We start from the raw sequence: 21541 nt of genomic DNA, 5'->3' as shown, positions 1-21541 counted from the left end.
GGCTCCTCTCGCCTCTGGACGCCGGGGACGGGCATCACGCGAACGAAGCCGCCGGCGACGGCCGGCGACCCGACGACCCGACGACCCGGCGGCCCACGGCAGCGACTCGGGGATCCCGGAGGCCGACACGATGGCCGGCCTGTCCTTCCGTCAGGTGGTGACGGTGAAGCCGTGCTTCTTGGCGAGCTTGGTGAGGGAGTCCTTGCCGGGGATGCCGTCGGCGGGCTCGCCGGGCTTGCGGCCGCGGTACCCGCAGCGTTCCTGCCAGCCGCTCATGGCGTCCTTGGTGGCCGTGCCGTAGTGGCCGTCCAGGTAGGTCTTGGCGAGCAGGCCCTCGTTGACGAGAGCGGCTTCCACGGTCTTCACCCCGGCATAGGTGACCGGCGTCCCCTTGGCCTGCGGGTCGTGCTTCGCCGCGGCGATCAGCTTCGACAGCGACACCTTCGGCTTGGCCGGGGCGGGCAGCTTGGTGGTGGGCGGCTTGCTGTCGAGCCGCTTCGCGACGCGGTCGAGGATCTGCTCCCAGTCCATGCCGGGCCCGCGCGGGTCGACCTTGCCGGGCTGCCAGTCCAGGTGCCGCAGCGCCGACCGGGCGCCCCACCCGTGCTGCCGGCAGATCGCGGCTATCACGCGGACCATGGCCTCGATCTGCTCGGTCGGCCACGGGTCCTTGTTGTCACCGAGGTTCTCGCACTCGAAGCCGTAGAAGGCCCGGTTGCCGTCGACGGTGGCCTCGTCGTCGACGGGCGGCCGCCGCTCTGCCATGACCGCGGACAAGACGTCCGGGTCTCCCAACCCCGCGTGGTTGGCGCGGCCCCAGCCGACCACATGCACGCGACCGTCCTTGGCGATCATGCCGTGACAGAGCGGGCCGGGCAGTCCGGCGTACCCGTCGCGCACGATCTTCACCGTGTTCGCGGTGCCCTTGGTGACGGTGTGGTGGATCATCACGCCGTGCACGGGCCCCCAGGCGCCCTTGCTGTTGCGGTTGTGGTTCTTCCAGTCGCCGACCTCGACGACGCTCACGCCCTCGGCCTTCAGGGCGGCGAGGAACCGGGCAGCGGTGAGTGGCTTGGCCACGGGCACCTCCAGGGTGAGAAGGGATCGGTCAGTTGGCGGCTTCGTGGACGGCGGTGATCCAGATCCGGTTGCCGGCGGCGAAGACCTGAGGAACCGTCCCTTGCACGGCGGCCGTCGCTGCCGGATTGCCAACGTAGGCGCTCACGACCGTGTTTGACCCCGAAATGCCGGCGGCGCCCGTGCTGTACCCGGCGTTCGATTTGCCGATGAACAGGGTGCCGACCATGTCCTGCCCAGCTGCCGCTGCCGCCACCACTGCCGCTTCCATGGCCACTGTCGCTGCCGCTGCCGCTGCCGCTTCCATGGCCACTGCCGCTGCCACTTCCATGGCCCGGCAACGGAGGCGTTGACCGTGGTGCGCGTCGTCCCCGGCCCGGGGGCGCGTCGTGCGGGCAGCGCACGGTTTCCGGCAGTGCGGGCGTCGGCCTTCAGAGCGGCGGTCCGTGCCGCCGTCGAGCTTCGCGTCCTTGCTCGGCGTCACGAGCCGCAGCGGAACGTCGCCGTCCGGGCGAAGGAGGTACCAAGGCGGCATCAAGCGCGCGTAAAGATTGCCGAGGGCAGGCAATGTATTGCCACCCGATCGCATGGCAATATGCAGGCCGGGGGGCTCGTCGAGTGAAAGCGGGGCCCGAATGAACTGGTTTGTGGGTCTCGGTATCGCGGGACTGGTCCTGCTGGTGCTCTCGCTGATCTTCGACGGGATCCTGGAAGGCCTGTTCGGCGGGGTGCTGGACGGGTTGTTCGACGGGCTGCTGTCGCTGCCGGTCATCGCCGGATTCGTGTCCATGCTCGGCTTCGGCGGAGTGATCGCGCTCGGCACCACCGGTCTGGGGGTCACGGGGGCAACGGCGATCGGCGTGGTGGCGGGCGTCGCCGCGGGCTGGTTGACGTGGAAACTCAGCCGTGTCCTGATGCGTGAGCAGGGCGCGGCCGCTCCACAGGGCGGCGATCTCGTCGGCAGCTCCGGTTCCGTGGTGACCGCTATTCCCGCCGAGGGCTACGGCGAGGTGCTGGTGCATCTCGCCGGGCAGCCGCTGAAGCTGGCCGCGAAGTGTTCGGTGCCCGTGGCGCGGGGTGCCGAGGTCTGGGTGGAATCGCTCCTGTCCGCGACCTCGGTCGCGGTCCGGCCGGTCGAGGACTGACCGCCGGAGCGACGCTCCACACCACGAGGCCCACACGCCCGCCCCTTCCTCTTCCTTCCGCGTCCGTTCCTGATCCGTTCCAATTCGCCGTCCCCCGGGGAGGGCTGAGGGGATTGCACACATGAGCCCTGTTCTGATTGCCGTGATAGGAGTCGTCGTACTCCTGGTCCTGCTGGCCCTCACGGTCGTCACCCGCTACAAGGTCGCGGGTCCCAGCGAGGCGTTCATCGTCACCGGACGGCGCGGCAAGAAGTCCACCGACCCCGAGACCGGCCGTGTCTCCATCGACAACAGCGGCCAGAAGGTCGTGGTCGGTGGCGGTGTCTTCGTCGTGCCCTTCGTCCAGCAGAAGTTCACCCTCGACCTGTCCAGCCGGCACATTCCGGTGGCCGTCCGGGGCGCGGTCACGCTGCGCGGGGTGAAGGCCAACCTGGAGGGCGTCGCCATCGTCAAGGTCGGCGGCACCGAGGACTCGATCCGCGCCGCGGCCCAGCGCTTCCTCCAGCAGCAGGACGGCATCGTCGGGTTCACCCAGGAGGTGCTGTCCGGCGCGCTGCGCTCCATCGTCGGGCGGATGTCCGTCGAGGACATCATCCGGGACCGGGCCGCCTTCGCCGGACAGGTCGCGGAGGAGGCCGAGGCCAGCCTGTCCGGGCAGGGGCTGGTGCTGGACGCCTTCCAGATCCAGGACATCACCACCGAGGGCTCCTACCTGGAGGACCTCGGCCGGCCTGAGGCGGCCCGCGCCAAGCAGGAGGCCGACATCGCCGAGGCCGTCGCCCGGCGCGCTTCCGAACAGGCCCGCCTCAAGGCCGAGGAAGAGATCGCGATCGCCCAGCGCACCTACGCCCTGAAGCAGGCCGAGATCAAGGCCGAGACGGACGAGGCCGCCGCCCGCGCCAACGCCGCCGGCCCGCTCGCCGAGGCCGCCCGCCGGCAGGAGGTCCTGCAGGAGCAGGAGAAGGTCGCCGCCCGGCAGGCCGCGCTGACCGACCGCGAACTGGACACCCAGGTCCGCAAGCCCGCCGACGCCGACCGTTACCGGGCCGAGCAGGAGGCGGAGGCCCACCGCATCGCCCTGGTCAAGGAGGCCGAAGCGGCCGCCGAGCGGGCCCGGCTCACCGGTGAGGGCGAGAAGGCCCACCGTGCGGCCCTCGCCGACGCCGTTCGTATCGAGGGTGACGCCGAAGCGGCCGCGATCGCCGCCAAGGGCGCGGCGGAGGCCGACGCCATGCACAAGAAGGCCGACGCCTTCGAACGGTACGGCGACGCGGCGGTGCTCCAGATGCTGGTCGAGGTGCTGCCGCAGGTCGTCGGCAAGGCGGCAGAGCCGCTGTCGGCCGTGGACAAGCTGACCGTCATCTCCACGGACGGCGCGGGCCAACTCCCGCGCGCGGTCGCCGACAACGTCGCGCAGGGCATGGAACTCCTCAGCTCCACCACTGGCGTCGACCTCGCCCAACTCCTCCAGGGCCTCGCCGGACGCGGCACGACGAAGACCCCGGCGCAGGTCGAGTCATCGGCTCCGGCATCGGCCGAACCGTCCCAGGGCAAGATCGACATCACCGAGTAGAACACCGAGCGGGGGGACACCGCCGACCACGGAGCCCGGACGCCCGAGTGGCGCCCGGGCTCCGCTGTCCTCCGCGGGAGGTCCGACGGGACGTCCACGCCGCACTCCGGCACGCCTCACTCCGGTCGGTGACGGCCGCGCGGGTCTCGGGGTCCTCCGAGAAGCCCTGCTGGATCCCGGCGGCGACGCCCGCGCGGCCGGCCGGCGCCGGATTCGTCCGGACGGCGTGCTCGTCGACCGGCGTGCCCGTGGGGTCGGGCCGCTGCTCGGTGCCGGGCTGCAACTGCACGCCGGCGAAGGGGTCGACGATGGTCAGGCTCGGGCTGCTGCCGTCGCGCTCCAGCATCCGGATGAGTCCGGCGGAGAACATGCCGTGCAGCGTGCCGATCTCCAGGACCTCGTCGTTCGGCGGGTCGAGCAGCGGTATCGCGCCGAGCTTGCCGCAGATGTTCATGGTGTCGCCCGCGATCCGGCCGACGCCCGGCGACTCCAGCGCGACCAGCAGCCGGTAGGCCGCCGCGACGCTGCGCTCGGCCGCCGGTGCCGGTACGGCCCCGTGGGTCGGGGACCGTACCGGTTCGGCCTGGGAGTGGGTCAGTTGGTGAAGGTGAAGTACTTCCAGGCGCCGTGGGTCGTGGAGTTGACGGTGTCGCCGGAGGAGCCGTTGATGTAGGACGAGCGCATGCGGGCCCGGATGCCGGACGTGCCCGGTGCCCCCAGGCTCACGGACGACTTGCCCTTGGCGGACAGGGCGAAGTACTCGTAGCCCGAGTCGTACCAGGTGCCCTGGTAGTACACCTGGAGCTGGAAGCGCTGTTTGCGGCCGGGGTAGTAGTTCATGGTCGTGGTGAACACCGGGTCGGTCTTCTTGCGGAAGTAGTAGTACGTCGTGGAGCCGATCTTGCCCGTCTTGTAGTGCCGGGAGACGGCGGTGGAGACCTTCACCCGGGCGTACGCGGTCGACTTCACGGTCTTGGCGGCGTAGCGGGCGTCGCCGCCGAAGACGGCGGTGACGGTGGTGTCACGGGTCATGCCGACGGTCGCCGACAGGTTGCCCTTGGAGTTGACCTTGGCCGTCTTCAGCAGCTTCTTCGGCTTGTCGGGGCCGAAGGGGTCCGCGTAGATCGAGACGGTGCGGTTCTTGTACGTCGTACCGAGGTGCGCGGTGAAGGTGACCTTCTTGCCGTACGAGTACAGCTTGCCGTTGTTGTTCAGGGTCAGCGCGGTCGCCTTGCGCGAGACGTCCACCGTGCCGGAGCCGGAGGCGGGGGTGTGCGTGGCGTCGCCCGTGTAGGAGACCTTGTAGGTGACCTTGCCGCCGGCGGGCGGGGTGTCCGTGAAGGAGTAGCTGCCGTCCGCCGTGGTCTTGACGGCGGCCAGTGCCTTGCCGTTCGGCGACTCGACGTCGGTGCGGGTCACCTTCAGGGCGGTGCCCGCGGTGGGCAGCGTCTTCGAGGTCAGTTTGCCCTTGACGGTGAGCTTCTTGGCGCGTTCCGACTTGGCGGGGGCCGACACCTTGAGGGTGGGCAGTTCCTTGGTGGGGTCGGTCAGGGCACGGAGGGTGTGGGTGCCGTAGGAGTTCACGGAGACGGCGAAGACGCGGCTCGAGTCGGGTGCCCAGGCGAGCGCTCCGTTCACGAGCGTGTCGGCGCCGCTGGTGTTGCCGGTGTTGGGGAAGTCGTACTCCCGCACCGGCACCCGGTCACCGGGCCGGTGGATGTGGACGTCGGGGTCGTACCAGGAGAAGCTGCCGCCCGCGATGGTGCCGTCGGGCGCGACGCGCACGGCGTTCGGGTACGCGTTGATGGGGTAGCCGGTCAGCTCGGTGAGGTCGGTGGTCGAGTAGGCGCCGAGGCTGTAGCCGTACGGCGAGGCGCCCCACGAGGTGAGCACCTGGCTGCCGTCGGGTGTCAGGTCCAGTTGCTCCACGCCGGTGCTCATGACGCCCTTGGCGCGCAGGGTGGCGCCGTCGGCCGAGAGGTCGTACACGGCGAGCATGCCGCTGTTGCCCGCCACCAGGACGCCCGGGACGGCCGGGTCGGCGGCCAGGGAGGTCGCGGCGCCTGTGTAGAAGTCGGCGTCGCCCCGCTGGGCGAGGTGGACGACGGGTTCGTCACCGGAGACGTCGAGCGAGCCGAAGTCGCTGCCGTGGGAGAACCAGATCCGGCCGTCCACGACCTCCAGATCGCCGGGAGCCGCGCCGACCGGGTAACTCGCGGTCCGGGTGTACGTCCCCGTCTCCACCGAGACGATCCGGTTGCCGTTCCTCACGGCGGCGTACACCTGGCCGGAGTCGGCGGACAGCGCGAGGCCGGTCACGCCGGAGAGCCCGGTGAGCGTCGCCTTCACGGTGCCCGTGTAGTCGGTGACGACGATCTTGCCGGCGGTCGGGTCGGAGACGTAGACCCGCTGGTGGGTGCCGTCCACGACCATGTCGCCGACCGACGTCACCGGAAGGACCTTCGCCGAGTCGGCCGCCGCCGGACCCGCCACGCCCGTGGTCAGGGCCACGGAACTGAGGACGACCGCGAGTGCCGTCGCGGTCGAGATGCTACGCCTGCGCACAGTGATGGAACCCCCACGGAAGAAGCCCGGTGCTCACCGGGCGGAAACGGACGGGCCGCGTGTCCCCCCTCGCACCGACGACGGGTGCGTGGACGCTGCCGAAGGTGCAGCGTATGGCATGCCAGCGACAATTGAAGACTGGAATTTCACGACTCGATGCGACCGGCCGGGTGGGCGCAGGTCGGCGGTCCGACGGCGTCGCCTTCCTCCTCCCGATGTGGGCGGGAGGCGGTGGGCCGGCTGTTGTCAGACTGCGCTCGTCCATGCGTCCGGGCAGGGTGCCAGCACCGCGGAGACGACCGCGCCGGACGAGGTCACGACGTCGGCCACGAAGCGCAGGCGCCCGATGCCGAGGTGTCGCAGCGCCGGGCCGTGGTCGGCGGCGACGACGAGGGAGGCGGCGAGCAGAAGAAGTTGCCACAGGGCCATCACCGGGCGGCGCGTTGCGCGGGGCAGCTCCGCCAGGGAGGCGTGCAGTCGCTCGCAGTGGAAGGGGACGTGGCGTTGCTCGTCGGACAGGATCCGCCCTGCCACATCCGAAGTGAGCGCGTCGTCGGTGCCGTCGCGCAGGGCCCGGTAATAGCGGAGTGCCACGACTTCCGCGATCATCAGCACCAACAGTTCCATGCGCAGGCCCATGAGACGTCGCAGCCGTACGAAGACCGTGTCGCTCCAGTGGCCGGACAGGGTTGGTACGCCGCCCGCAGCGAGCAGACGGGCGAGCAGACGGGCGTGGTTCTGCTCCTCGGCGACGAAGAGCCGGACTGCCTGTGCGTAGTCGGGGTCGCCGGCCTCATCGGCTTTGCCGACGAGGTTGGCGCCGTCGCCGTCCTCGCCGACCTGGAAGCGCTGAATGCCGGCCCACACCGCCGGGTGCAGCGTCGCGCTCTGTCCCCAGTCCGGGTCGCCCTGGGCGCGCCTGCGCTCGCGCTCGTCCTCGAACCGCCTTGTCCATGTGGCGAAGCCGCCCGTATGCACTCGGTCTCCCCTCCCCGGGGCACGGCCACCGTGCCCTGGAGAGGGACGACGCCGGCGGACGCCGAACCGTTCCACCGCTGCCGGGAGCCGCGGACCACGGAGGCCTGGCGCATGCCCTGCTGATACCAGGCGATGCGGGTGGGCGAGACGGCGGCCTGAGGGTCCACGGTTCGTCGGGGCCGACGGCGTGGGTGGTCACGGGCGTGAGGGCGCCGGTGGCCAGGTCGAGGACACCGAGCGCGTAGGTGTGGAGGAACCTCACGACGGCCGGCCGCCCGTCCGCCGGGCCTCGTCAGTCCAGTGGTTCACTCAGTTCGATGGAGCGCAGGGCTGCCGCCAGGGCCCGTTCGTCTCCGACGTCGAGAGCCGTGTCGGTCAGTTTGATGACGTGTTCGTCGCCGTGCTCCAGCGCCAGTTCGACAACCTCTTCGGGAGTCGGGGTGCCCGGTGGGGTGTATGCGGCCGGGGCGTCCGGCGCGTACATCGCGGTCACCGCCGCGGAGGCCGTCCAGGCGGCCCGCAGGCTCGGTGCCCACAGGGACCGCGGGAGCGCGGGCAGGACACGCAGGACGGCGTTGGGTGCCGTGGCCGCGTGGACCAGCATCGTCGCATCGCCATGGCCGTGGGTGGCGTACCGGTGGGTGGCCGCCCGCACCAGTTCCGTGAGGTGGCGATGCGCCGCGTTGGGGTCCGTGACCGTGGCCGAAGTCGCCCAGGCCGGCAGGCCCCTGACACGCGCGAGCCGGGTGGGGAAGCCGCCGTCGCGTTCGGCGACGGGCGTCACCGCGTCGAGGGCGGCGGCCGCGCTGTCGGCGCCGGGCAGCGGGACGAGGTCCGTGACGGGGTGGTGGCGGGCCGCCCAGTAGCCGAGGCCGTGGGCGAGTTCGCTCAGACGCGGCTCGGTGGCCTCGCCGGCGAGGAGCGTGCGGACCGCGTGGCCCACCCGGATCACCGGATGCGTCGCGCCGCCGTACATGCCGGGGAGGAGCCGGGGCCACCACTCGCCGAGCACGTCGCGCCAGGGACGCTCGGCGATCTCGCGCCCGAAGTAGCCGATCCAGTCGGCGGCGCGGCGTGGATCGCCGAGCGCACGCTGCCAGTCGGCGGCCGTGACCGGTTCGACGCCGGACGGGAACTCCTCCAGCCTGGGTGCGTACAGATCGAGCCAGCGGTGCACCGAACGTGCCTGCCCGTGGGCGGCCAGCGCCTCGACGGCCATCGGCGCGTGATTGGAGAGCCACCCCAGCCGCTCCGGCCCCGAGTTGTGCAGTCGTTCAAGCGCCTCGTCGAGAATGCCCGTCGTATCCATGGCAGGGAAGGTAGACGGGACTCCGCGGCGGCGTAACGGGCTGAAGGCTTAGGCCCGGACCTAGGGCCTCTCGTTTGGATCATGCCGGGCTCGCGGGCCCTGGCACCGTTCCTCGCCGCGTTGTCGTCGGTCGGCAGGGCTCCGCCCTGCCGCCCTCCTCCGCCTTGCGATGCACGGCACCGGACCCCGCTCCCTGATCCGGCCTGATCCAAACGAAAGACCCTGGGACCGCCAAGTGACCTTCGCCGGCGTCCGCCCAGCTCACTCGGTCGGTCGCTGATCGGGGAGACTGCGCACACTGGTGCGGAAGTTGCGTACGGCTGTCGCGTACGGGTGAGCGGAGCAACGGGTCGGGAACTGGGCTGAGCGGCACCGCGGGTGGCTGTGGGGCGCGGCCTGTGCGCTGGTGGTCGCGGCGCGCGTTGCTGGGTGAGTACGTGGCCGCGTTCGCGAAGGACCAGGTACGGGGCAAGAACTGCACGGGGCTGCGGCTGCCGAAGAGCCCGTGAGGCGCACGCCCCACGAGCACCGACACGCGGGCCGAAGAGGCCGGCCACCCGGCCGCCCAGCCCCTCGTCACCCAGCCGCTGCCCGGCCGCTCAGTCACCCATCCCCCGGCCACCCGGCCGCCCAGTCACCCGACCGCAGGACCGGTCACCCCAGGCGGCGTACCGGCTCGCCCGCCAGGTATGCCCGGATGTCCTCCACGGCGTCGCCGTAGTACGTCGCGTAGTTGGCCTGCGAGACGTAGCCGAGGTGGGGCGTGGCGAGCAGGCGCGGGGCGGTACGCATCGGGTGGCCGGCGGGGAGGGGTTCGACGTCGAACACATCCACTCCGGCACCGGCGATACGGCCCTCGTGCAGGGCGGCGAGCAGCGCGTCCTGGTCGACGATGGCGGCGCGCGAGGTGTTGATCAGGTACGTGGTGGGCTTGAGGAGGGCGAGTTCGGCGGCGCCGAGCAGGCCGCGGGTGCGGTCGCTCAGCGCGAGGTGGACGGAGACGAAGTCGCTGCTCGACAGCAACTCCTCCTTGGAGGCGGCAAGTTCCACGCCCATCTCGTCAGCGCGTTCCTTGGTCAGATTCTGGCTCCAGGCGCTGACCCGCATCCCGAAGGCGAGGCCCACCTGCGCGACCCGGCTGCCGATCTTGCCGAGGCCGAGCAGGCCCAGGCGGCGGTCCTGGAGGTCGGCACCGACGGTGGACTGCCAGGGGCCGCCCTCGCGCAGCGCGTTGTTCTCGGTCACCAGGTCACGGGCGAGGCCGAGCAGCAGCGCCCAGGTCAGTTCCACCGGCGGGGTGGAGGAGCTGCCGGTCCCGCACACGGTGACGCCGCACCGCTCGGCGGCGGCGTAGTCGATGACCGAGTTGCGCATGCCGGAGGCGACGAGCAGCTTCAGGCGGGGCAGGCGGTCGAACAGCGCGGCCGGGAAGGCGACGCGTTCGCGCAGGGTGACGACGATGTCGAAGTCGGCCAGCGCGCTCGCGAGTTCGTCCTCGTCCGAGATGTGCTCGCGGAACGTGACGATCTCCACTCGGTCCTCGACCGAACTCCAGTCGGCGGAGGCGAGGGCGGCGTCCTGGAAGTCGTCGAGCACGGCACAGCGCAGCAGCATGTCGGTTGTCTCCGTCCTTGGTTCAGGCTGATCAGTCGGTTCGATCACACCACTGTCCAGCAAACCTGGTGGACCACGGGCGGCGAGGGCTCGTACTGTCGAACGCGGGCAGCCACACGGACGACCACACCGAGACGATCAGAGGTGCCATGACGGACGCCATGACGGACGCCACCGAAGCCACCGCTCCCGCCACCGGATTCGCGGACATCCCGACGACCACGCTGGCCGACCTCCTCGGCCGGGCGCAGGTCATGGACATCGGCATCCGCCCGCTGTGGTCGCCGGTGCCCCGCGTGGCAGGGCCGGCGTTCACCGTGCGGTGCCCTCCCGGTGACAACCTCATGCTGCACGCGGCCATTCACCGTGCCGCCCCGGGCTCCGTCATCGTCGTCGAGTCGGGCGACCTGGACTACGCCCTGGCAGGCGGCAACGTCTGCGCCGTGGCTCAGCGCCGCGGCGTCACGGCCTTCGTCCTGGACGGCCTGATCCGCGACCTGGGTGAAGTCCGCGAGGCGGGCTTCCCCGTCTTCGCCCGGGGCGTCATCCCGATCCCGGGCGGCAAGAAGGCCGTGGAGCCGCTGAACGCGGAGGTGACCTGCGGCGGCGCGAAGGTGAACGCCGACGACGTCGTGGTCGCCGACGAGGACGGCGTCGTGGTGGTCCCGGCCGCCCGCCGCGAGGAGATCCTCGTCGCCGCACGGGCCAGGCTGGCCAAGGAGGCGGACGAGACCCTCGACGCATGGGAGGAGGCCCACCGCACCCGCGTCAACGGAATCCTGGGCGCCCAGGATTTCGAGGGCTGACACCGCCCGGACGGGCCACAGCCGTTCGAGGCAGGGGGGACCTCGTTCACCGGGGCCCTGCCCGCCGGATCACCGTTACCTCCACTGGGCGTAGATCCCGCCCTCGGTGTTGTGGACGGTGATCTGGTTCTCGAGGTGGAAGGGGTCCTTGCCCGGTTTCAGGTCGGTGACGGCGTACCAGACGCCCCATCCGGGGTCGCCGGGCAGCTCGATGAGCTTGCCCCACACTGTCCCGGCCACCGTTTCGACCTCCACGCTGGACGCGGTGCCCTTGCCGCCGTAGTACACGCCGGAGAGGTAGCGGCGGCCGTTCTCGGACTCCTCCTGAAGGGTGATGCCGGAGTCGCTCCGGACGATGTTGCCGTCGACCACGCTCCGGAACTGCGGGTCGGGCGAGGAGGGCGTCGTCCAGTGCTTGCCCTCGGCCGTGAGCCAGAGCTCGAAGCCGGGGACGGCCGTCACATGCTCACCGGAGGCGACGATGCGGGGCGTCGGGGCCGGGGCGGCCGGCGAGGCGGGGGGCGTGGGCGAGACGGACACGGGCGCCGCCGGGGACGTGCCGCCGGGGGCGCCGGATTCCGTGCCGGGCAGCACGACGACGGCCAGCGGCACCAGCAGCAGGCCGCACCCCGCGCCGAGTACGGCCGTCCGCCGCCTGAGCCGGATCCGCCGGCCCTGGCGCTCCACGGCCGCCAGCGGCAGCGAGGAGGGCGTGATGTCGTACGCGACCTCGGTCAGTGCCCGACGCAGCCGTTCGGCCTCGGCGGCGTGTCCCGGGGCTGGATCTGCTTCGGTTCTGGGGTGATTCATCAGTGGGCTCCGGAGACGGGATGGGAGCGGTCGGAGGCGCCGGAGGCGTCGAAGGCAGGATGGGAGCGCAGGGCCGCGAGGCCGCGCCGCGCATGGGTCTTGACCGTTCCGATCGAGCAGTCGAGCACCTCGGCGATGTCGGTCTCGGCGAGGTCCTCCCAGTAGCGCAGCACCAGCACCGTCCGCTGCCGGGCGGAGAGCGTGGCGAGCGCCTCCATGACCGCGGCGCGGCGCTCGACGGACTCGGCGTGGCCGTTGTCCGGCTGGTGCACCCGCTCGGGCAGGAACGGCATCAGCAGATGCGTGACACGTCTCCTGCGGATCCGGTTGAGGTTGTTGTTGACGAGTGAGCGCCGTACGTAGAAGTCGACGTCCTCGTGCGGGACGCGCCCCCAGCGCGCGTACACCTTGGCCAGGGTGGTCTGCACGAGATCCTCGGCTTCGTGGTAGTCACCGGTGAGCAGGAGGGCGGTCCGTAGCAGACGGGCCCAGGCCGCACCGGCGTAGGCGGCGAAGTCGGTGCTCCCGGAGGAGGCTGCGAATCTCTCGTACTGGGGCACGGATGCGGTTCCTGTGGGTCGGGTACGGGGAGCAGAAAAGCCGAGGCGGGGACCGCGCGGGTCCGGACCGCGCGGTCCCCGCCGGGGGATCAGCGCAGCGTCAACCGGGCGTAGATCTTGCCCTTGGTGTCGTGGACGGTGACCCGGGACACGTAGTCCCAGGAGCCGCTGCCGGGCTTGACGTCGGCGGTGGCGTACCAGACGCCCCATCCGGGCTTGCCGGGCAGCTCGATGAGCTTGCCGTGCACCGTCCCGTCCGCCGTTTCGATCTCGACGCCGGACGCGGTGCCCTTGCCGCCGTAGTACAGGCCGGAGAAGTAGGCGCTGTCGTCCGTGATCTCGGACTGGATCGAGACTCCGGGGGTGTTCCTGTCGATGTTGCCGTCGACCACGCTCCGGAACTGCGGGTCGGGCGAGGAGGGCGTCGTCCAGTGCTTGCCCTCGGCCGTGAGCCAGAGCTCGAAGCCGGGGACGGCCGTCACATGCTCACCGGGGGCCACGATACGGGGCGTCGGGGCGGTCTTCTTCGCCGTCGGCTGCGCGGCCATGACGGCCCGGGCCTTCGAGGCCGAAGCGGCCTGGGTCTGCGCCGCTCCCGCCTCGGTGACCGTTCCGTGCGATGCCTTCGCGGGTATGGCGTACGACACCGTGGCCATCCCGGCCAGGGCGGCGGTGGTGACGGCCGCGCAGGTCAGGTACTTCAACGTCCGATTCATGAACGAGCAACTCCTAGCAAAACAAGGACCCTTGGGGGATCCAGGCCGGCGGGTGGAAGGAGGGCGCCTCTCCACCCGTTCAAACCCCTCCCGGTCCCCTTCCGGATGACACCCCCACGGAATTTCTTCGCGGGTGGTGTCCTGGGCCGACGCGCGCCCGGGCGCTGTTCCCGCCCCGCTCGGCGCCCGGTGGCGATAATCGGGGCCATGATCTGCTCACGGTGCGCCGTCGCGGCCGAGTACTCGTGTTCCCGCTCCGGGCAGGGATCGTTCACGGGCGGCGGGGGCGCCGGATGAACGTCGGTGAGGTGCGGCGGCGGCTGCTGGGCGACCTGCTGGCGGTGGGGGCGCCGTACGGGCTGGCGCTCGCCGGTGGGGACGCGGTGCGGGCGCACGGACTGGTGGACCGGCCCGGCCGGGACGTCGACGTGGCCACCGAGAGCCCGGTCGGAACGGGGGACATCGTCGCGGCGGTACGAGCCGGCCTGGAGGAACGCGGCTGGCGGGTACGGACGTCGGGCACGGAGCCGCTGGCGGCCCGACTGGTCATCGATGGCCCGGAGGCCGGGGCCGGGGAGGAGTACTCCGTGCAGGTGCTCAAGGAAGTGCTGTGGCGGCCGCTGGAGGCGGGCGAGTTCGGCCCGGTCCTGTCCGTCGAGGACCTCGTCGGCACCAGGGTGCGCGCACTGGCCGGTCAGGGGCTCGCCCCCGACCTCGTCGACGTCCACGCCGCCGCCGACCGGTGGAGCCACCCGGAGCTGGAGGAATTCGGTCGCCGCCATGCCGGTGACGTCCTCGATCTCACCGATCTGCAGACCCGGCTCGTCGGCGCCGCATGGATCGACGACCGCGAGTTCGCGGCCTGCGGGCTCGACGACCGGGCCGTCGCCGAGCTCCGCCGCTGGGCCCAGGAATGGGCGGACGACATCGGCGAACGGCTCGCGGAGTCCTCGGCGCCACCCGACGACGAGTGACGCCACCTCCTACGACCGACCGCGCGCCGCCGCCCGTCCTCTCCCCTCCCCCGCACCTGCCCCGGCCCACAGCCGGGCCCCTCGTCAAAGGGTCAGCCGCTGATCACCGTCAGCCCCTCCGGAGCCGACACCTGCGCCGATCCGTCGGCCCTCACCGTGATGTCCAGGCGGCCTCCGCCGACTTGGAGGCCGGTCACCGTCAACGGGCCGTACGCGCCGGCGAATCCCGGGGTCACCGTGAGGGTGCCGGCGGGGACGTCCGCGCTCAGGCCGAGGGCCGACTGGAGGACGAGGACCGAGGACGCGGCCGCCCACGCCTGGGGCCGGCAGGACGCCGGATAGGGCGCGGGGCGCGGACCGGCCTCGATGCCGTGGCCCGCGAAGAGCTCCGGCAGCCGGGCGTCGAAGCCCGCGGACGCCGTCAGCAGACCGTCCGCCAGCGACGCCGCGGCGTCCGGGAAGCCGGACCGGACCAGGCCGTGCACGGCGATCGCCGTGTCGTGCGGCCAGATCGAACCGATGTGGTAGCCGTACGGGTTGAAGCCCACCGCCTCGCTGCTCATCGTGCGCAGTCCGTGGCCCGCGTCCAGGTCGCCGCCGGAAAGCCGGGCGGCCAGGAGCGCGCTCTCCTCGTGGTTCAGCAGGCCCGTGCCCAGGAGGTGGCCGAAGCCCGAGGTGACCGAGTCGGCCGGCCTGCCGTCGCCGTCCAGCGCGACCGCCGGGTACGGGCCCCGTTCGTCCTCCACCCAGAAGCGCTCGCGGAAGCGCGCGGCGAGCCGGTCCGCCCACTCCTCCCACTCGTCGGCCCCCGGGCGGCCGAAGGACCGCAGCAGCGCCGCTCCGCCGCGCGCGGCCTCGTAGGCGTACGCCTGCACCTCGCACAGCGCGATCGGCGGGCGGGCGAGGCGGCCGTCGCGGTGGCGGATGGAGTCGCCGGAGTCCTTCCAGCCCTGGTTGGCCAGGCCGCGGCCCGACAGGTCGACGTACTTGAGGAAGCCGTCGCCGCCGGCGTCACCCTGGTCGCGCATCCACGCCAGCGCCGACTCGGCGTGCGGCAGCATCCGCTCGACCTCCTCCGGCGCCAGGCCCCAGCGCCAGGCGTCGTGGAGCAGGGTGATCCACAGGGGGGTGGCGTCCACCGTGCCGTAGTACACCGGCGGGAGCGAGAACGTGTCGCTGTACGCCGAGGTGCCGCGCCGGACTTCGTGCAGGATCTTGCCCGGCTGTTCCTCGGAGACCGGGTCGGTGACGCCGCCCTGGCGACGGGCGAGGGTGCGCAGGGTGCCGGCCGCGAGATCGGTGCCGAGCGGGAGCAGCATGCGGGCGGCCCAGAGCGAGTCGCGGCCGAAGAGGGTCAGGAACCAGGGGGCGCCGGCGGCCAGGAACTGGTCCGGCCGGTCCCCGGGTGACCGCGGGTCCGTCAGGCGCAGGCGGTCCAGGTCGGCGAGGGACTGCTCCAGCCACCGGTCGAGGCTTCGGTCCGCGCTGCGCAGGACGGGGGTGCGCCACGGTACGGCGTCGGCGGGGGGCGCCGGGAACTGGTCGCCGTCCGCGTAGGCCGCGGTGCAGTCCAGGGTCACCGTCCACGAGGCACCGGGGTCCAGGGCGATGTCGTACGACAGCCGGCCCGTCGGCACGTCCAGCGCGTCGGGCGCGGGCTCGCTGGTCAGGCGCACGGCGAACCCGTCGTCGGCCCAGGACAGTTCGCTCCCGCCGGAGTTCGTGGCCCGCGGGGGCGCCGTCTCCACCAGGCGCCCCGACTTGACCTGTTCCATGGTGGCGAGGTCGGTGGTGGCCGTGACCGTCAGCCGGAAACGGACCGACTGGGTGCCCGCGTTGGTGACTTCGAGGACTTCCCCGAGCCGGCCGGCCGCCGTGGTCCGGCGGCGGTGCAGGGCGACCGCGGGGTCCGCCGTCACCTCTCCGAGCCCCCGCAGGATCGACCGGAAGTCCGCCCGGTCCGCCCCGCGCAACCCGTGCCCGACCGGCGCCAGCGGGATGCCGTCGGCCGCGACGGTCAGCCGGGAGAGCGCCCGGCGGTCGCCGTGGAAGAAGCCGTCCGCGCCGCCGTCGAGAGCCCCGTCGGCGCGCGAGATCACGAAGCTCGGGGCGTACAGCGTGACGACCGCGTCGTGCAGGAACGGCTGAAGGCCCTCGGTCACCGCGGGGGGCGGCGTGACCGAGCCGTTGGTGTCGGGGGTCTTGACAGTCGAGTCCAAGGAAGTAGAACCTCTCAGCGTTTGATCGTTCCAAAGACATTAAGTGACTCGTCAGAGCGCTGACAATGCTTTTGGAACGCTAAAACCCGCTCCTCGTTCCCTCTGCACGCCGGAGACCCGCAATGCCCCGCTCCAGCAACGACCCGCCCGCCAGGGGCGGCCCGGTGACGCTCGCCATGGTCGCCCGCCGGGCCGGGGTCTCCCCGCAGACCGTGTCGAACGCGATCAACTCGCCGGACCTGCTGCGCTCCGAGACCCTGGAGCGGGTCCGCCGGGTGATCGACGAGATGGGCTACCGCCCCAGCCGGGCCGCGCAGACGCTGCGCACCCGCTCCAGCAAGCTGATCGGCTACGGGATCCTGCCCTCCCCGGCCAGCAGCCCCGTCCTCGACCGGTTCCTGCACGCCCTGTCGCAGGCCGCCGACGAGGCCGGCTACCGGATCCTGCTGTTCGCCTGCCAGCCCGGCTCGCCGACCCTGGACGGCTACGAGGAACTGCTCGACCAGCACGAGGTCGACGGCTTCGTGCTCAGCGGCACCGAGCACAACGACCCGCGTCAGGCGTGGCTCGCCAAGCGGGACGTGCCGTTCGTCGCCTTCGGCCGGATGTGGTCGCGGCGGCAGATCGGCGACTGGATCGACGTCGACGGCGCCTCGGGCACGGACGCCGCCGTGGAGCACCTGATCGGCCTGGGGCATCGCAAGATCGCCTTCCTCGGCTGGGGCCGCGGGTCCTCCGGCGCCGGTGACGACCGTGCCGAGGGCTGGCAGCGGGCCATGAAACGGCACGGGCTGCCGACCCGCGGGCGGCGCGCGCAGAGCGTGAACGACATCGACGCGGCCCGCGCCGCCGTGAAGCCGCTGCTGGACGCGGGCGCGACCGCGGTGGTCGCGGCCAGCGACATGCTGGCGCTCGGCTGCTACCAGACTCTGCGCGAGCGCGGCGCCGTCCCCGGCCGCGACGTCGCCGTGGTCGGCTTCGACGACTCGCCGACCGCCGAACTCCTGTCGCCCGCGCTGACCTCCATCGCCCAGCCGCTGGAGGAGGTCGGCCGGGAGTGCGTACGGCTGCTGCTGGCGCGGCTGGCCGCTCCCGACGCGCCGCCCGAACGCATCCTGCTGCCGCCGTCCCTGGTCGTCCGGGACAGCGCCCGCGCACCCGGTGCGGACGCGATCGCGCCCCACGTCTGACCGTCTGCCGACGTCCCGGCAGCCGCCGGGCACCACGGGCCGGCGCCGTCCCGACCGGCGCCGTCCCACCCCGAGTTCTCTCCTCCTCCACCCCCCGGCCGTGTTTCGCGCCGCCGGGCGGAGCCGCCACTCACATCCCCGATCCCCGGAGGAATCCATGTCCCACCGTACGGCCGCCGCGGCCCTCGCCACCTGCGCGGCACTACTGGCCACCGCGGGCTGCTCGTCGAGCTTCGGCGGCGACAAGAAGACGGAGCAGGACACCGGCTCCGGCCAGCACCTGACGGTGCTGATAGCCAGCTCCGGCGACGCCGAGACCAAGGCCGTCAAGGAGGCTGCGGCCGCGTACGCCAAGCAGTCCGGCAACAAGGTGACCGTCGACGTCGCCAAGGACATGAACCAGCAGCTCGCCCAGGCGTTCGCCGGGCACAAGCCGCCGGACGCCTTCTACGTCAACTCCGACCAGTTCGCGAACTACACCAGAGGCGGCTCCCTGTACGCCTACGGCGACAAGGTCAAGGACGCCGACGACTTCTCCGAGCAGCTGCGTGCCTCCTTCACTCACGACGGCAAGCTGATGTGCCTGCCCAAGGACACCTCCACGCTCGCGCTGGCGGTCAACAGCGACCTGTGGAAGAACGCGGGGCTGACCGAGAAGGACTACCCGACGACCTGGGACCAGCTGAAGAAGGTCGCGGGCAAGCTGACCGGGCACGGTGTGACCGGGCTGGTCGTGGGTGCCGAACACGCGCGGCTCGGTGTCTTCATGAAGCAGGCCGGTGGCTGGATCACCAACGCCGACCAGACGAAGATGACCGCCGACAGCGCGCAGAACGCGCAGGCGCTGAGCTACGTGCAGTCCCTGCTGAAGTCCGGCTCCATGAAGTACGCCAACCAGGTGGACACCAACTGGGGAGGCGAGGCCTTCGGCAAGGGCAAGGCCGCCATGACCATCGAGGGCAACTGGCTCGACGGCGCCATGAAGGCCGACTACCCCGACGTCGCGTACAAGGTGGTCCCGCTGCCCGCCGGTCCGGCCGGCCAGGGCACGCTCGCCTTCAGCCAGTGCTGGGGCGTGGCCGCCGAGAGCGCCCACCGGGCGGCGGCCGTGGACCTGGTGACGTACCTGAACTCCAGCGCGCAGCAGCTGAAGAACGCCGACGCGTTCGGCGTGATGCCCTCGCGCACCAGCGCCCTGGCCGAGTACGCGAAGCAGAACCCCGCCGCGAAGGCGTGGGTCGACGCCAGCGCCTACGCACAGGGCCCCGTGACCCTCGCCGGATTCGACAAGGTGCTCGGCCAGTTCAACACCGATCTCGCCGCGCTGCCCACCGCCGACCCGAAGAAGATCCTCGCCGACCTCCAGCGCAACGGCGAACACGCGCTCACGAAGGGCAACTGACCCACCGTGTCCGCGCGTACGTCACACCACCCCCGGCCGGAGCCGCGTTCCCGCGCCGGCCAGGGGTCCCGTACGGCCGGCCCGCCGGGCGAACCTGACACGCCCGGCGGGCCCGGCCCGAAGTCGACGGCGCCCGCCCGGCGGGCGGGGCGCCGTGCGGAGGGCGCCTGGGGCTGGCTGTTCGTCAGCCCCGCGGTGCTCGTCCTCGGCCTCTTCCTGGTCCTGCCGACCCTGATGGCGCTGTGGGTGAGCCTGCTGCACTGGGACGGGCAGTCCAACCCGTTCAGCGCGCAGGCGGACTTCGTCGGCCTGGACAACTACCGGGCGCTGCTCACCGAGGACGGCCTCGACCGCACCCTGTTCGCGACCTCGCTGCGCAACAACGTGTACTACGTGCTGCTGACCGTGCCGCTCCAGACCCTCCTCGCGCTGGGTCTGGCGCTCATCGTCAATCAGCGGCTGCTGCGCGCCCGGGGCGCCCTGCGCACCGCGTTCTTCTTCCCCTCCGTGACCAGCTCGATCGCGGTCTCCACGATCTTCCTCTTCCTGTTCCAGGGCAGCGGCGCCGTCAACACCGCGCTGTCCTGGATCGGGGTGAAGGGCCCGAACTGGTTCAACGACCCGCGTGGAGTGCTGTCCCTGCTGCTCGGCGGCCTGGGCGTCGTCGACACCGGCCACCCCTCGGGTGCGCTGGCCGACCACTCCTTCATGGGGCTGTCCTGGTTCGAGTGGCTGTCCGGGCCGTCGGTCGCGATGTGCACGATCATCCTGCTCGCCGTGTGGACGACTTCCGGCACCTTCATGCTGATCTTCCTCGCGGCGCTCCAGGACGTGCCGCGCGAGCTGGAGGAGGCGGCCGCGATCGAAGGCGTCAACCGCTTCCAGATGCTGCGGTACGTGACGCTGCCGGCGCTGCGGCCCGTCCTGTTCCTCGTCCTCACGCTCGGTCTGATCGCCACCTGGCAGGTCTTCGACCAGGTGTACGTCATGAGCCAGGGCGCGCCCGGCAACACCACGCTCACCCCGGCGTTCCTGTCCTACTCGACCGCCTTCGACGACGCCGACTTCGGTCAGGGCGCGGCCATCGCCTTCGTCCTGCTCGTACTGATCCTGACCATGACGGCCCTGCAACGCTTCCTGCTGCGCGAGCGTGCCGCCCGTCCCCGGAGGAACCGATGAGCGCCCCTTCCACGGCCGCCCGGGCGCAGGGCCGTCCGGTGCTCGGACGCTTCCCCCGGCCCCTGCGGATCCTCGGGTACGCGCTGCTGGTGGCGCTCGGGCTGCTGTATCTCGTGCCGTTCGTCATCCAGTTGGTCACCGGGTTCAAGACGGACCCGGACGCGGCGACCCATCCGCTCGGGCTGTTCCCGGTCACCCCGACGACCGCCGCCTACCAGCGGCTGTTCGGGATCAGCCGGACCGGGGACGGTGTGCCGTTCCTGCGCTGGCTGGGCAACTCGGTGTTCGTCGCGGTCGTCATCACCGCGGGGCGGGTGCTGTTCGCCTCGATGGCCGGGTACGCGCTGGCCCGGCTGCGCTTTCCCGGCCGTACCGTGCTGTTCGGGTTCCTCCTCACCGTGATCGCGGTGCCCCCCATAGTGCTGCTGATCCCGAGGTTCCTGGTGCTCAACACCTTCGGGCTGTTCGACACCTACGCCGCCATGATCCTGCCGCTGCTGGTGGACGCGGCGCAGGTCTTCATCATGAAGCAGTTCTTCGAGTCGATCCCCCGGGAAGTGGAGGAAGCCGCGCGGGTCGACGGCGCCGGTGTCTTCCGCACCTTCTGGTCGGTCGTCCTGCCGATGGCCCGGCCCGCCCTGATCACCGTGACGATCCTGGCCTTCCAGGGCTCCTGGAACGAGTTCACCCACTACCTCGTGGCCACCCAGTCCAGCCAGTACGAAACCCTGACCACCGGCCTCGCCCGCATGGTCTCCGGCAGCCTGGGCGGCGGCACCCAGTACCCCCTGAAACTGGCCGCGGCCCTCCTGTCGACCCTCCCCGTCGCAATCCTCTTCTTCTGCTTCCAACGCCACTTCGTCCAGGGCGCGAACGCGGGGGCGGTCAAGGACTAGGCAGCGCCTTTCCGGTCTCATCCGATCGCTGGTTCAGTCGTGAGGGACGGGGAGATTTCTGATGCTGCGTGGGCAGTGATCGCGCCGTTGCTGCCGCCTGCAGGTCGTGCCTGGGACGGTGGCGGGATCACCGCCACCGGGATTCGCCGGTCGCGCGTCTCATCACCGCCATCGGTGCCGCCGGCGCGCTGGTCTTCACCTCGGCGACGGGCGCCAGTGCCTCGGCAGTCGGCTCGACGCCCCTGCGGACCTTCGAGTACAGCGTGGGCGGTGTGACCATGACGGTCCCCACGGGCTGCATGTTCACGCACATCATCCGCGGCAGCGCTCTCCGGATCACCTGCCACAACGCCGGTGTCGACTTCACCTACGCGGACACCGGCAACCGCACCTACCGCATCTGGCGCTGCAGGACGCACGCCGGGCGCACGAAATCAACCCCATGCGGACCAACTCTCCTCAGACGTTCCCTCGTTATGGCAAGGCATGCGCCCGCCTCCACGTCAACCGCGTGTGGTGGGTGGGCCG

At 71.5% G+C, this 21541-nt stretch carries 20 protein-coding genes; 8 read left to right on the top strand and 12 right to left on the bottom strand.

Annotated elements, in window-relative coordinates; translation table 11 throughout:
• Positions 1 to 150: 150 nt before the first annotated feature.
• Together ACIQMV_RS24370 and ACIQMV_RS24365 are read right to left on the bottom strand one after the other, a co-directional pair.
• Positions 151 to 1080, bottom strand: a complete 930-nt coding sequence (locus ACIQMV_RS24370; RefSeq protein ID WP_402595485.1) for an N-acetylmuramoyl-L-alanine amidase — start codon at positions 1078 to 1080, stop codon at positions 151 to 153.
• Positions 1081 to 1108: 28 nt separating this feature from the next.
• Positions 1109 to 1408 (bottom strand): hypothetical protein, encoded by a 300-nt coding sequence (locus tag ACIQMV_RS24365; RefSeq protein WP_402595483.1) that lies wholly within the window; start codon positions 1406 to 1408, stop codon positions 1109 to 1111.
• A 304-nt stretch (positions 1409 to 1712) separates the two neighbouring features.
• Here ACIQMV_RS24365 and ACIQMV_RS24360 point away from each other — a divergent pair, with 304 nt between their 5' ends.
• Positions 1713 to 2222, top strand: a complete 510-nt coding sequence (locus ACIQMV_RS24360; protein ID WP_402595481.1) for a hypothetical protein — start codon at positions 1713 to 1715, stop codon at positions 2220 to 2222.
• A 121-nt stretch (positions 2223 to 2343) separates the two neighbouring features.
• Positions 2344 to 3795: a flotillin family protein gene (locus tag ACIQMV_RS24355; RefSeq protein ID WP_141360269.1), complete on the top strand. Its 1452-nt coding sequence runs from the start codon at positions 2344 to 2346 to the stop codon at positions 3793 to 3795.
• On the opposite strand, the gene ACIQMV_RS24350 is transcribed toward ACIQMV_RS24355, so the two are convergent.
• The 5 genes from ACIQMV_RS24350 to ACIQMV_RS24330 form a co-directional block, all read right to left on the bottom strand.
• A complete protein-coding gene (locus tag ACIQMV_RS24350; protein ID WP_402595479.1) occupies positions 3785 to 4249 on the bottom strand; it encodes a hypothetical protein in 465 nt (154 codons plus the stop codon). The genes ACIQMV_RS24355 and ACIQMV_RS24350 overlap by 11 nt on opposite strands.
• Positions 4250 to 4389: 140 nt before the next feature.
• Positions 4390 to 6360, bottom strand: coding sequence for a YncE family protein (locus tag ACIQMV_RS24345; protein WP_402595478.1), 1971 nt, complete (start codon positions 6358 to 6360; stop codon positions 4390 to 4392).
• A gap of 246 nt (positions 6361 to 6606) precedes the next feature.
• Positions 6607 to 7338 (bottom strand): ferritin-like domain-containing protein, encoded by a 732-nt coding sequence (locus ACIQMV_RS24340; protein ID WP_402595476.1) that lies wholly within the window; start codon positions 7336 to 7338, stop codon positions 6607 to 6609.
• Positions 7339 to 7630: 292 nt separating this feature from the next.
• A complete protein-coding gene (locus ACIQMV_RS24335) occupies positions 7631 to 8647 on the bottom strand; it encodes a questin oxidase family protein (protein WP_402595474.1) in 1017 nt (338 codons plus the stop codon).
• 654 nt (positions 8648 to 9301) lie between these two features.
• Positions 9302 to 10261 carry a D-2-hydroxyacid dehydrogenase family protein gene (locus ACIQMV_RS24330; protein WP_402595472.1) on the bottom strand — a complete coding sequence of 320 codons (960 nt, stop codon included), beginning with the start codon at positions 10259 to 10261 and terminating at the stop codon, positions 9302 to 9304.
• Between the two features lie 149 nt (positions 10262 to 10410).
• On the opposite strand from ACIQMV_RS24330, the gene ACIQMV_RS24325 reads away from it, so the two are divergent.
• On the top strand, positions 10411 to 11067 hold the full coding sequence (locus ACIQMV_RS24325) for an RraA family protein (protein WP_402595470.1): 657 nt from the start codon (positions 10411 to 10413) through the stop codon (positions 11065 to 11067).
• Positions 11068 to 11142: 75 nt separating this feature from the next.
• On the opposite strand, the gene ACIQMV_RS24320 is transcribed toward ACIQMV_RS24325, so the two are convergent.
• The 3 genes from ACIQMV_RS24320 to ACIQMV_RS24310 all read right to left on the bottom strand — a co-directional run bounded on the left by ACIQMV_RS24320 (position 11143) and on the right by ACIQMV_RS24310 (position 13153).
• On the bottom strand, positions 11143 to 11877 hold the full coding sequence (locus ACIQMV_RS24320) for a hypothetical protein (RefSeq protein ID WP_402595468.1): 735 nt from the start codon (positions 11875 to 11877) through the stop codon (positions 11143 to 11145).
• On the bottom strand, positions 11877 to 12437 hold the full coding sequence (locus ACIQMV_RS24315; protein WP_141360262.1) for a SigE family RNA polymerase sigma factor: 561 nt from the start codon (positions 12435 to 12437) through the stop codon (positions 11877 to 11879). Before ACIQMV_RS24315 ends, ACIQMV_RS24320 begins: the two co-directional genes overlap by 1 nt.
• A gap of 89 nt (positions 12438 to 12526) precedes the next feature.
• A complete protein-coding gene (locus ACIQMV_RS24310) occupies positions 12527 to 13153 on the bottom strand; it encodes a hypothetical protein (RefSeq protein ID WP_402595465.1) in 627 nt (208 codons plus the stop codon).
• Between the two features lie 293 nt (positions 13154 to 13446).
• Between ACIQMV_RS24310 and ACIQMV_RS24305 the strand changes: the two genes are divergently transcribed.
• A complete protein-coding gene (locus ACIQMV_RS24305; protein ID WP_402595463.1) occupies positions 13447 to 14127 on the top strand; it encodes a hypothetical protein in 681 nt (226 codons plus the stop codon).
• 92 nt (positions 14128 to 14219) lie between these two features.
• Here the strand turns inward: ACIQMV_RS24305 and ACIQMV_RS24300 are convergent, their stop codons facing one another.
• Complete coding sequence (locus ACIQMV_RS24300) at positions 14220 to 16346, bottom strand: glycogen debranching N-terminal domain-containing protein (RefSeq protein WP_402595461.1); 2127 nt, start codon at positions 16344 to 16346, stop codon at positions 14220 to 14222.
• Between the two features lie 122 nt (positions 16347 to 16468).
• Between ACIQMV_RS24300 and ACIQMV_RS24295 the strand changes: the two genes are divergently transcribed.
• From ACIQMV_RS24295 to ACIQMV_RS24280, 4 genes are all read left to right on the top strand, one after another.
• Positions 16469 to 17536, top strand: coding sequence for a LacI family DNA-binding transcriptional regulator (locus ACIQMV_RS24295; RefSeq protein WP_402595459.1), 1068 nt, complete (start codon positions 16469 to 16471; stop codon positions 17534 to 17536).
• Between the two features lie 157 nt (positions 17537 to 17693).
• Complete coding sequence (locus ACIQMV_RS24290) at positions 17694 to 18938, top strand: extracellular solute-binding protein (RefSeq protein WP_402595457.1); 1245 nt, start codon at positions 17694 to 17696, stop codon at positions 18936 to 18938.
• Between the two features lie 6 nt (positions 18939 to 18944).
• A complete protein-coding gene (locus ACIQMV_RS24285; RefSeq protein ID WP_141360256.1) occupies positions 18945 to 20117 on the top strand; it encodes a carbohydrate ABC transporter permease in 1173 nt (390 codons plus the stop codon).
• Positions 20114 to 21013, top strand: a complete 900-nt coding sequence (locus ACIQMV_RS24280) for a carbohydrate ABC transporter permease (protein WP_402595454.1) — start codon at positions 20114 to 20116, stop codon at positions 21011 to 21013. The genes ACIQMV_RS24285 and ACIQMV_RS24280 overlap by 4 nt, the downstream gene beginning before the upstream one ends.
• Before the next feature lie 127 nt (positions 21014 to 21140).
• Here ACIQMV_RS24280 and ACIQMV_RS24275 read toward each other — a convergent pair whose 3' ends face one another.
• Positions 21141 to 21320 (bottom strand): hypothetical protein, encoded by a 180-nt coding sequence (locus ACIQMV_RS24275; RefSeq protein WP_402595452.1) that lies wholly within the window; start codon positions 21318 to 21320, stop codon positions 21141 to 21143.
• Positions 21321 to 21541: the final 221 nt, after the last annotated feature.

The sequence above is a fragment of the Streptomyces sp. NPDC091412 genome (assembly GCF_044756885.1).
Lineage (GTDB): Bacteria > Actinomycetota > Actinomycetes > Streptomycetales > Streptomycetaceae > Streptomyces.
The sequence above is the reverse complement of the archived record's forward strand: the minus strand, read 5'-3'. Positions and strand labels throughout refer to the sequence as shown.

What these genes read in the sequence shown, in the direction of transcription:
- ACIQMV_RS24355 (WP_141360269.1), top strand. Translation starts at nt 2,344, where the DNA reads ATGAGCCCTGTTCTGATTGCCGTGATAGGAGTCGTCGTACTCCTGGTC.
- ACIQMV_RS24330 (WP_402595472.1), bottom strand. Translation starts at nt 10,261, where the DNA reads ATGCTGCTGCGCTGTGCCGTGCTCGACGACTTCCAGGACGCCGCCCTC.
- ACIQMV_RS24310 (WP_402595465.1), bottom strand. Translation starts at nt 13,153, where the DNA reads ATGAATCGGACGTTGAAGTACCTGACCTGCGCGGCCGTCACCACCGCC.
- ACIQMV_RS24335 (WP_402595474.1), bottom strand. Translation starts at nt 8,647, where the DNA reads ATGGATACGACGGGCATTCTCGACGAGGCGCTTGAACGACTGCACAAC.
- ACIQMV_RS24350 (WP_402595479.1), bottom strand. Translation starts at nt 4,249, where the DNA reads ATGAACATCTGCGGCAAGCTCGGCGCGATACCGCTGCTCGACCCGCCG.
- ACIQMV_RS24320 (WP_402595468.1), bottom strand. Translation starts at nt 11,877, where the DNA reads ATGAATCACCCCAGAACCGAAGCAGATCCAGCCCCGGGACACGCCGCC.
- ACIQMV_RS24365 (WP_402595483.1), bottom strand. Translation starts at nt 1,408, where the DNA reads ATGGAAGTGGCAGCGGCAGTGGCCATGGAAGCGGCAGCGGCAGCGGCA.
- ACIQMV_RS24280 (WP_402595454.1), top strand. Translation starts at nt 20,114, where the DNA reads ATGAGCGCCCCTTCCACGGCCGCCCGGGCGCAGGGCCGTCCGGTGCTC.
- ACIQMV_RS24360 (WP_402595481.1), top strand. Translation starts at nt 1,713, where the DNA reads ATGAACTGGTTTGTGGGTCTCGGTATCGCGGGACTGGTCCTGCTGGTG.
- ACIQMV_RS24290 (WP_402595457.1), top strand. Translation starts at nt 17,694, where the DNA reads ATGTCCCACCGTACGGCCGCCGCGGCCCTCGCCACCTGCGCGGCACTA.
- ACIQMV_RS24325 (WP_402595470.1), top strand. Translation starts at nt 10,411, where the DNA reads ATGACGGACGCCATGACGGACGCCACCGAAGCCACCGCTCCCGCCACC.
- ACIQMV_RS24295 (WP_402595459.1), top strand. Translation starts at nt 16,469, where the DNA reads ATGCCCCGCTCCAGCAACGACCCGCCCGCCAGGGGCGGCCCGGTGACG.
- ACIQMV_RS24305 (WP_402595463.1), top strand. Translation starts at nt 13,447, where the DNA reads ATGAACGTCGGTGAGGTGCGGCGGCGGCTGCTGGGCGACCTGCTGGCG.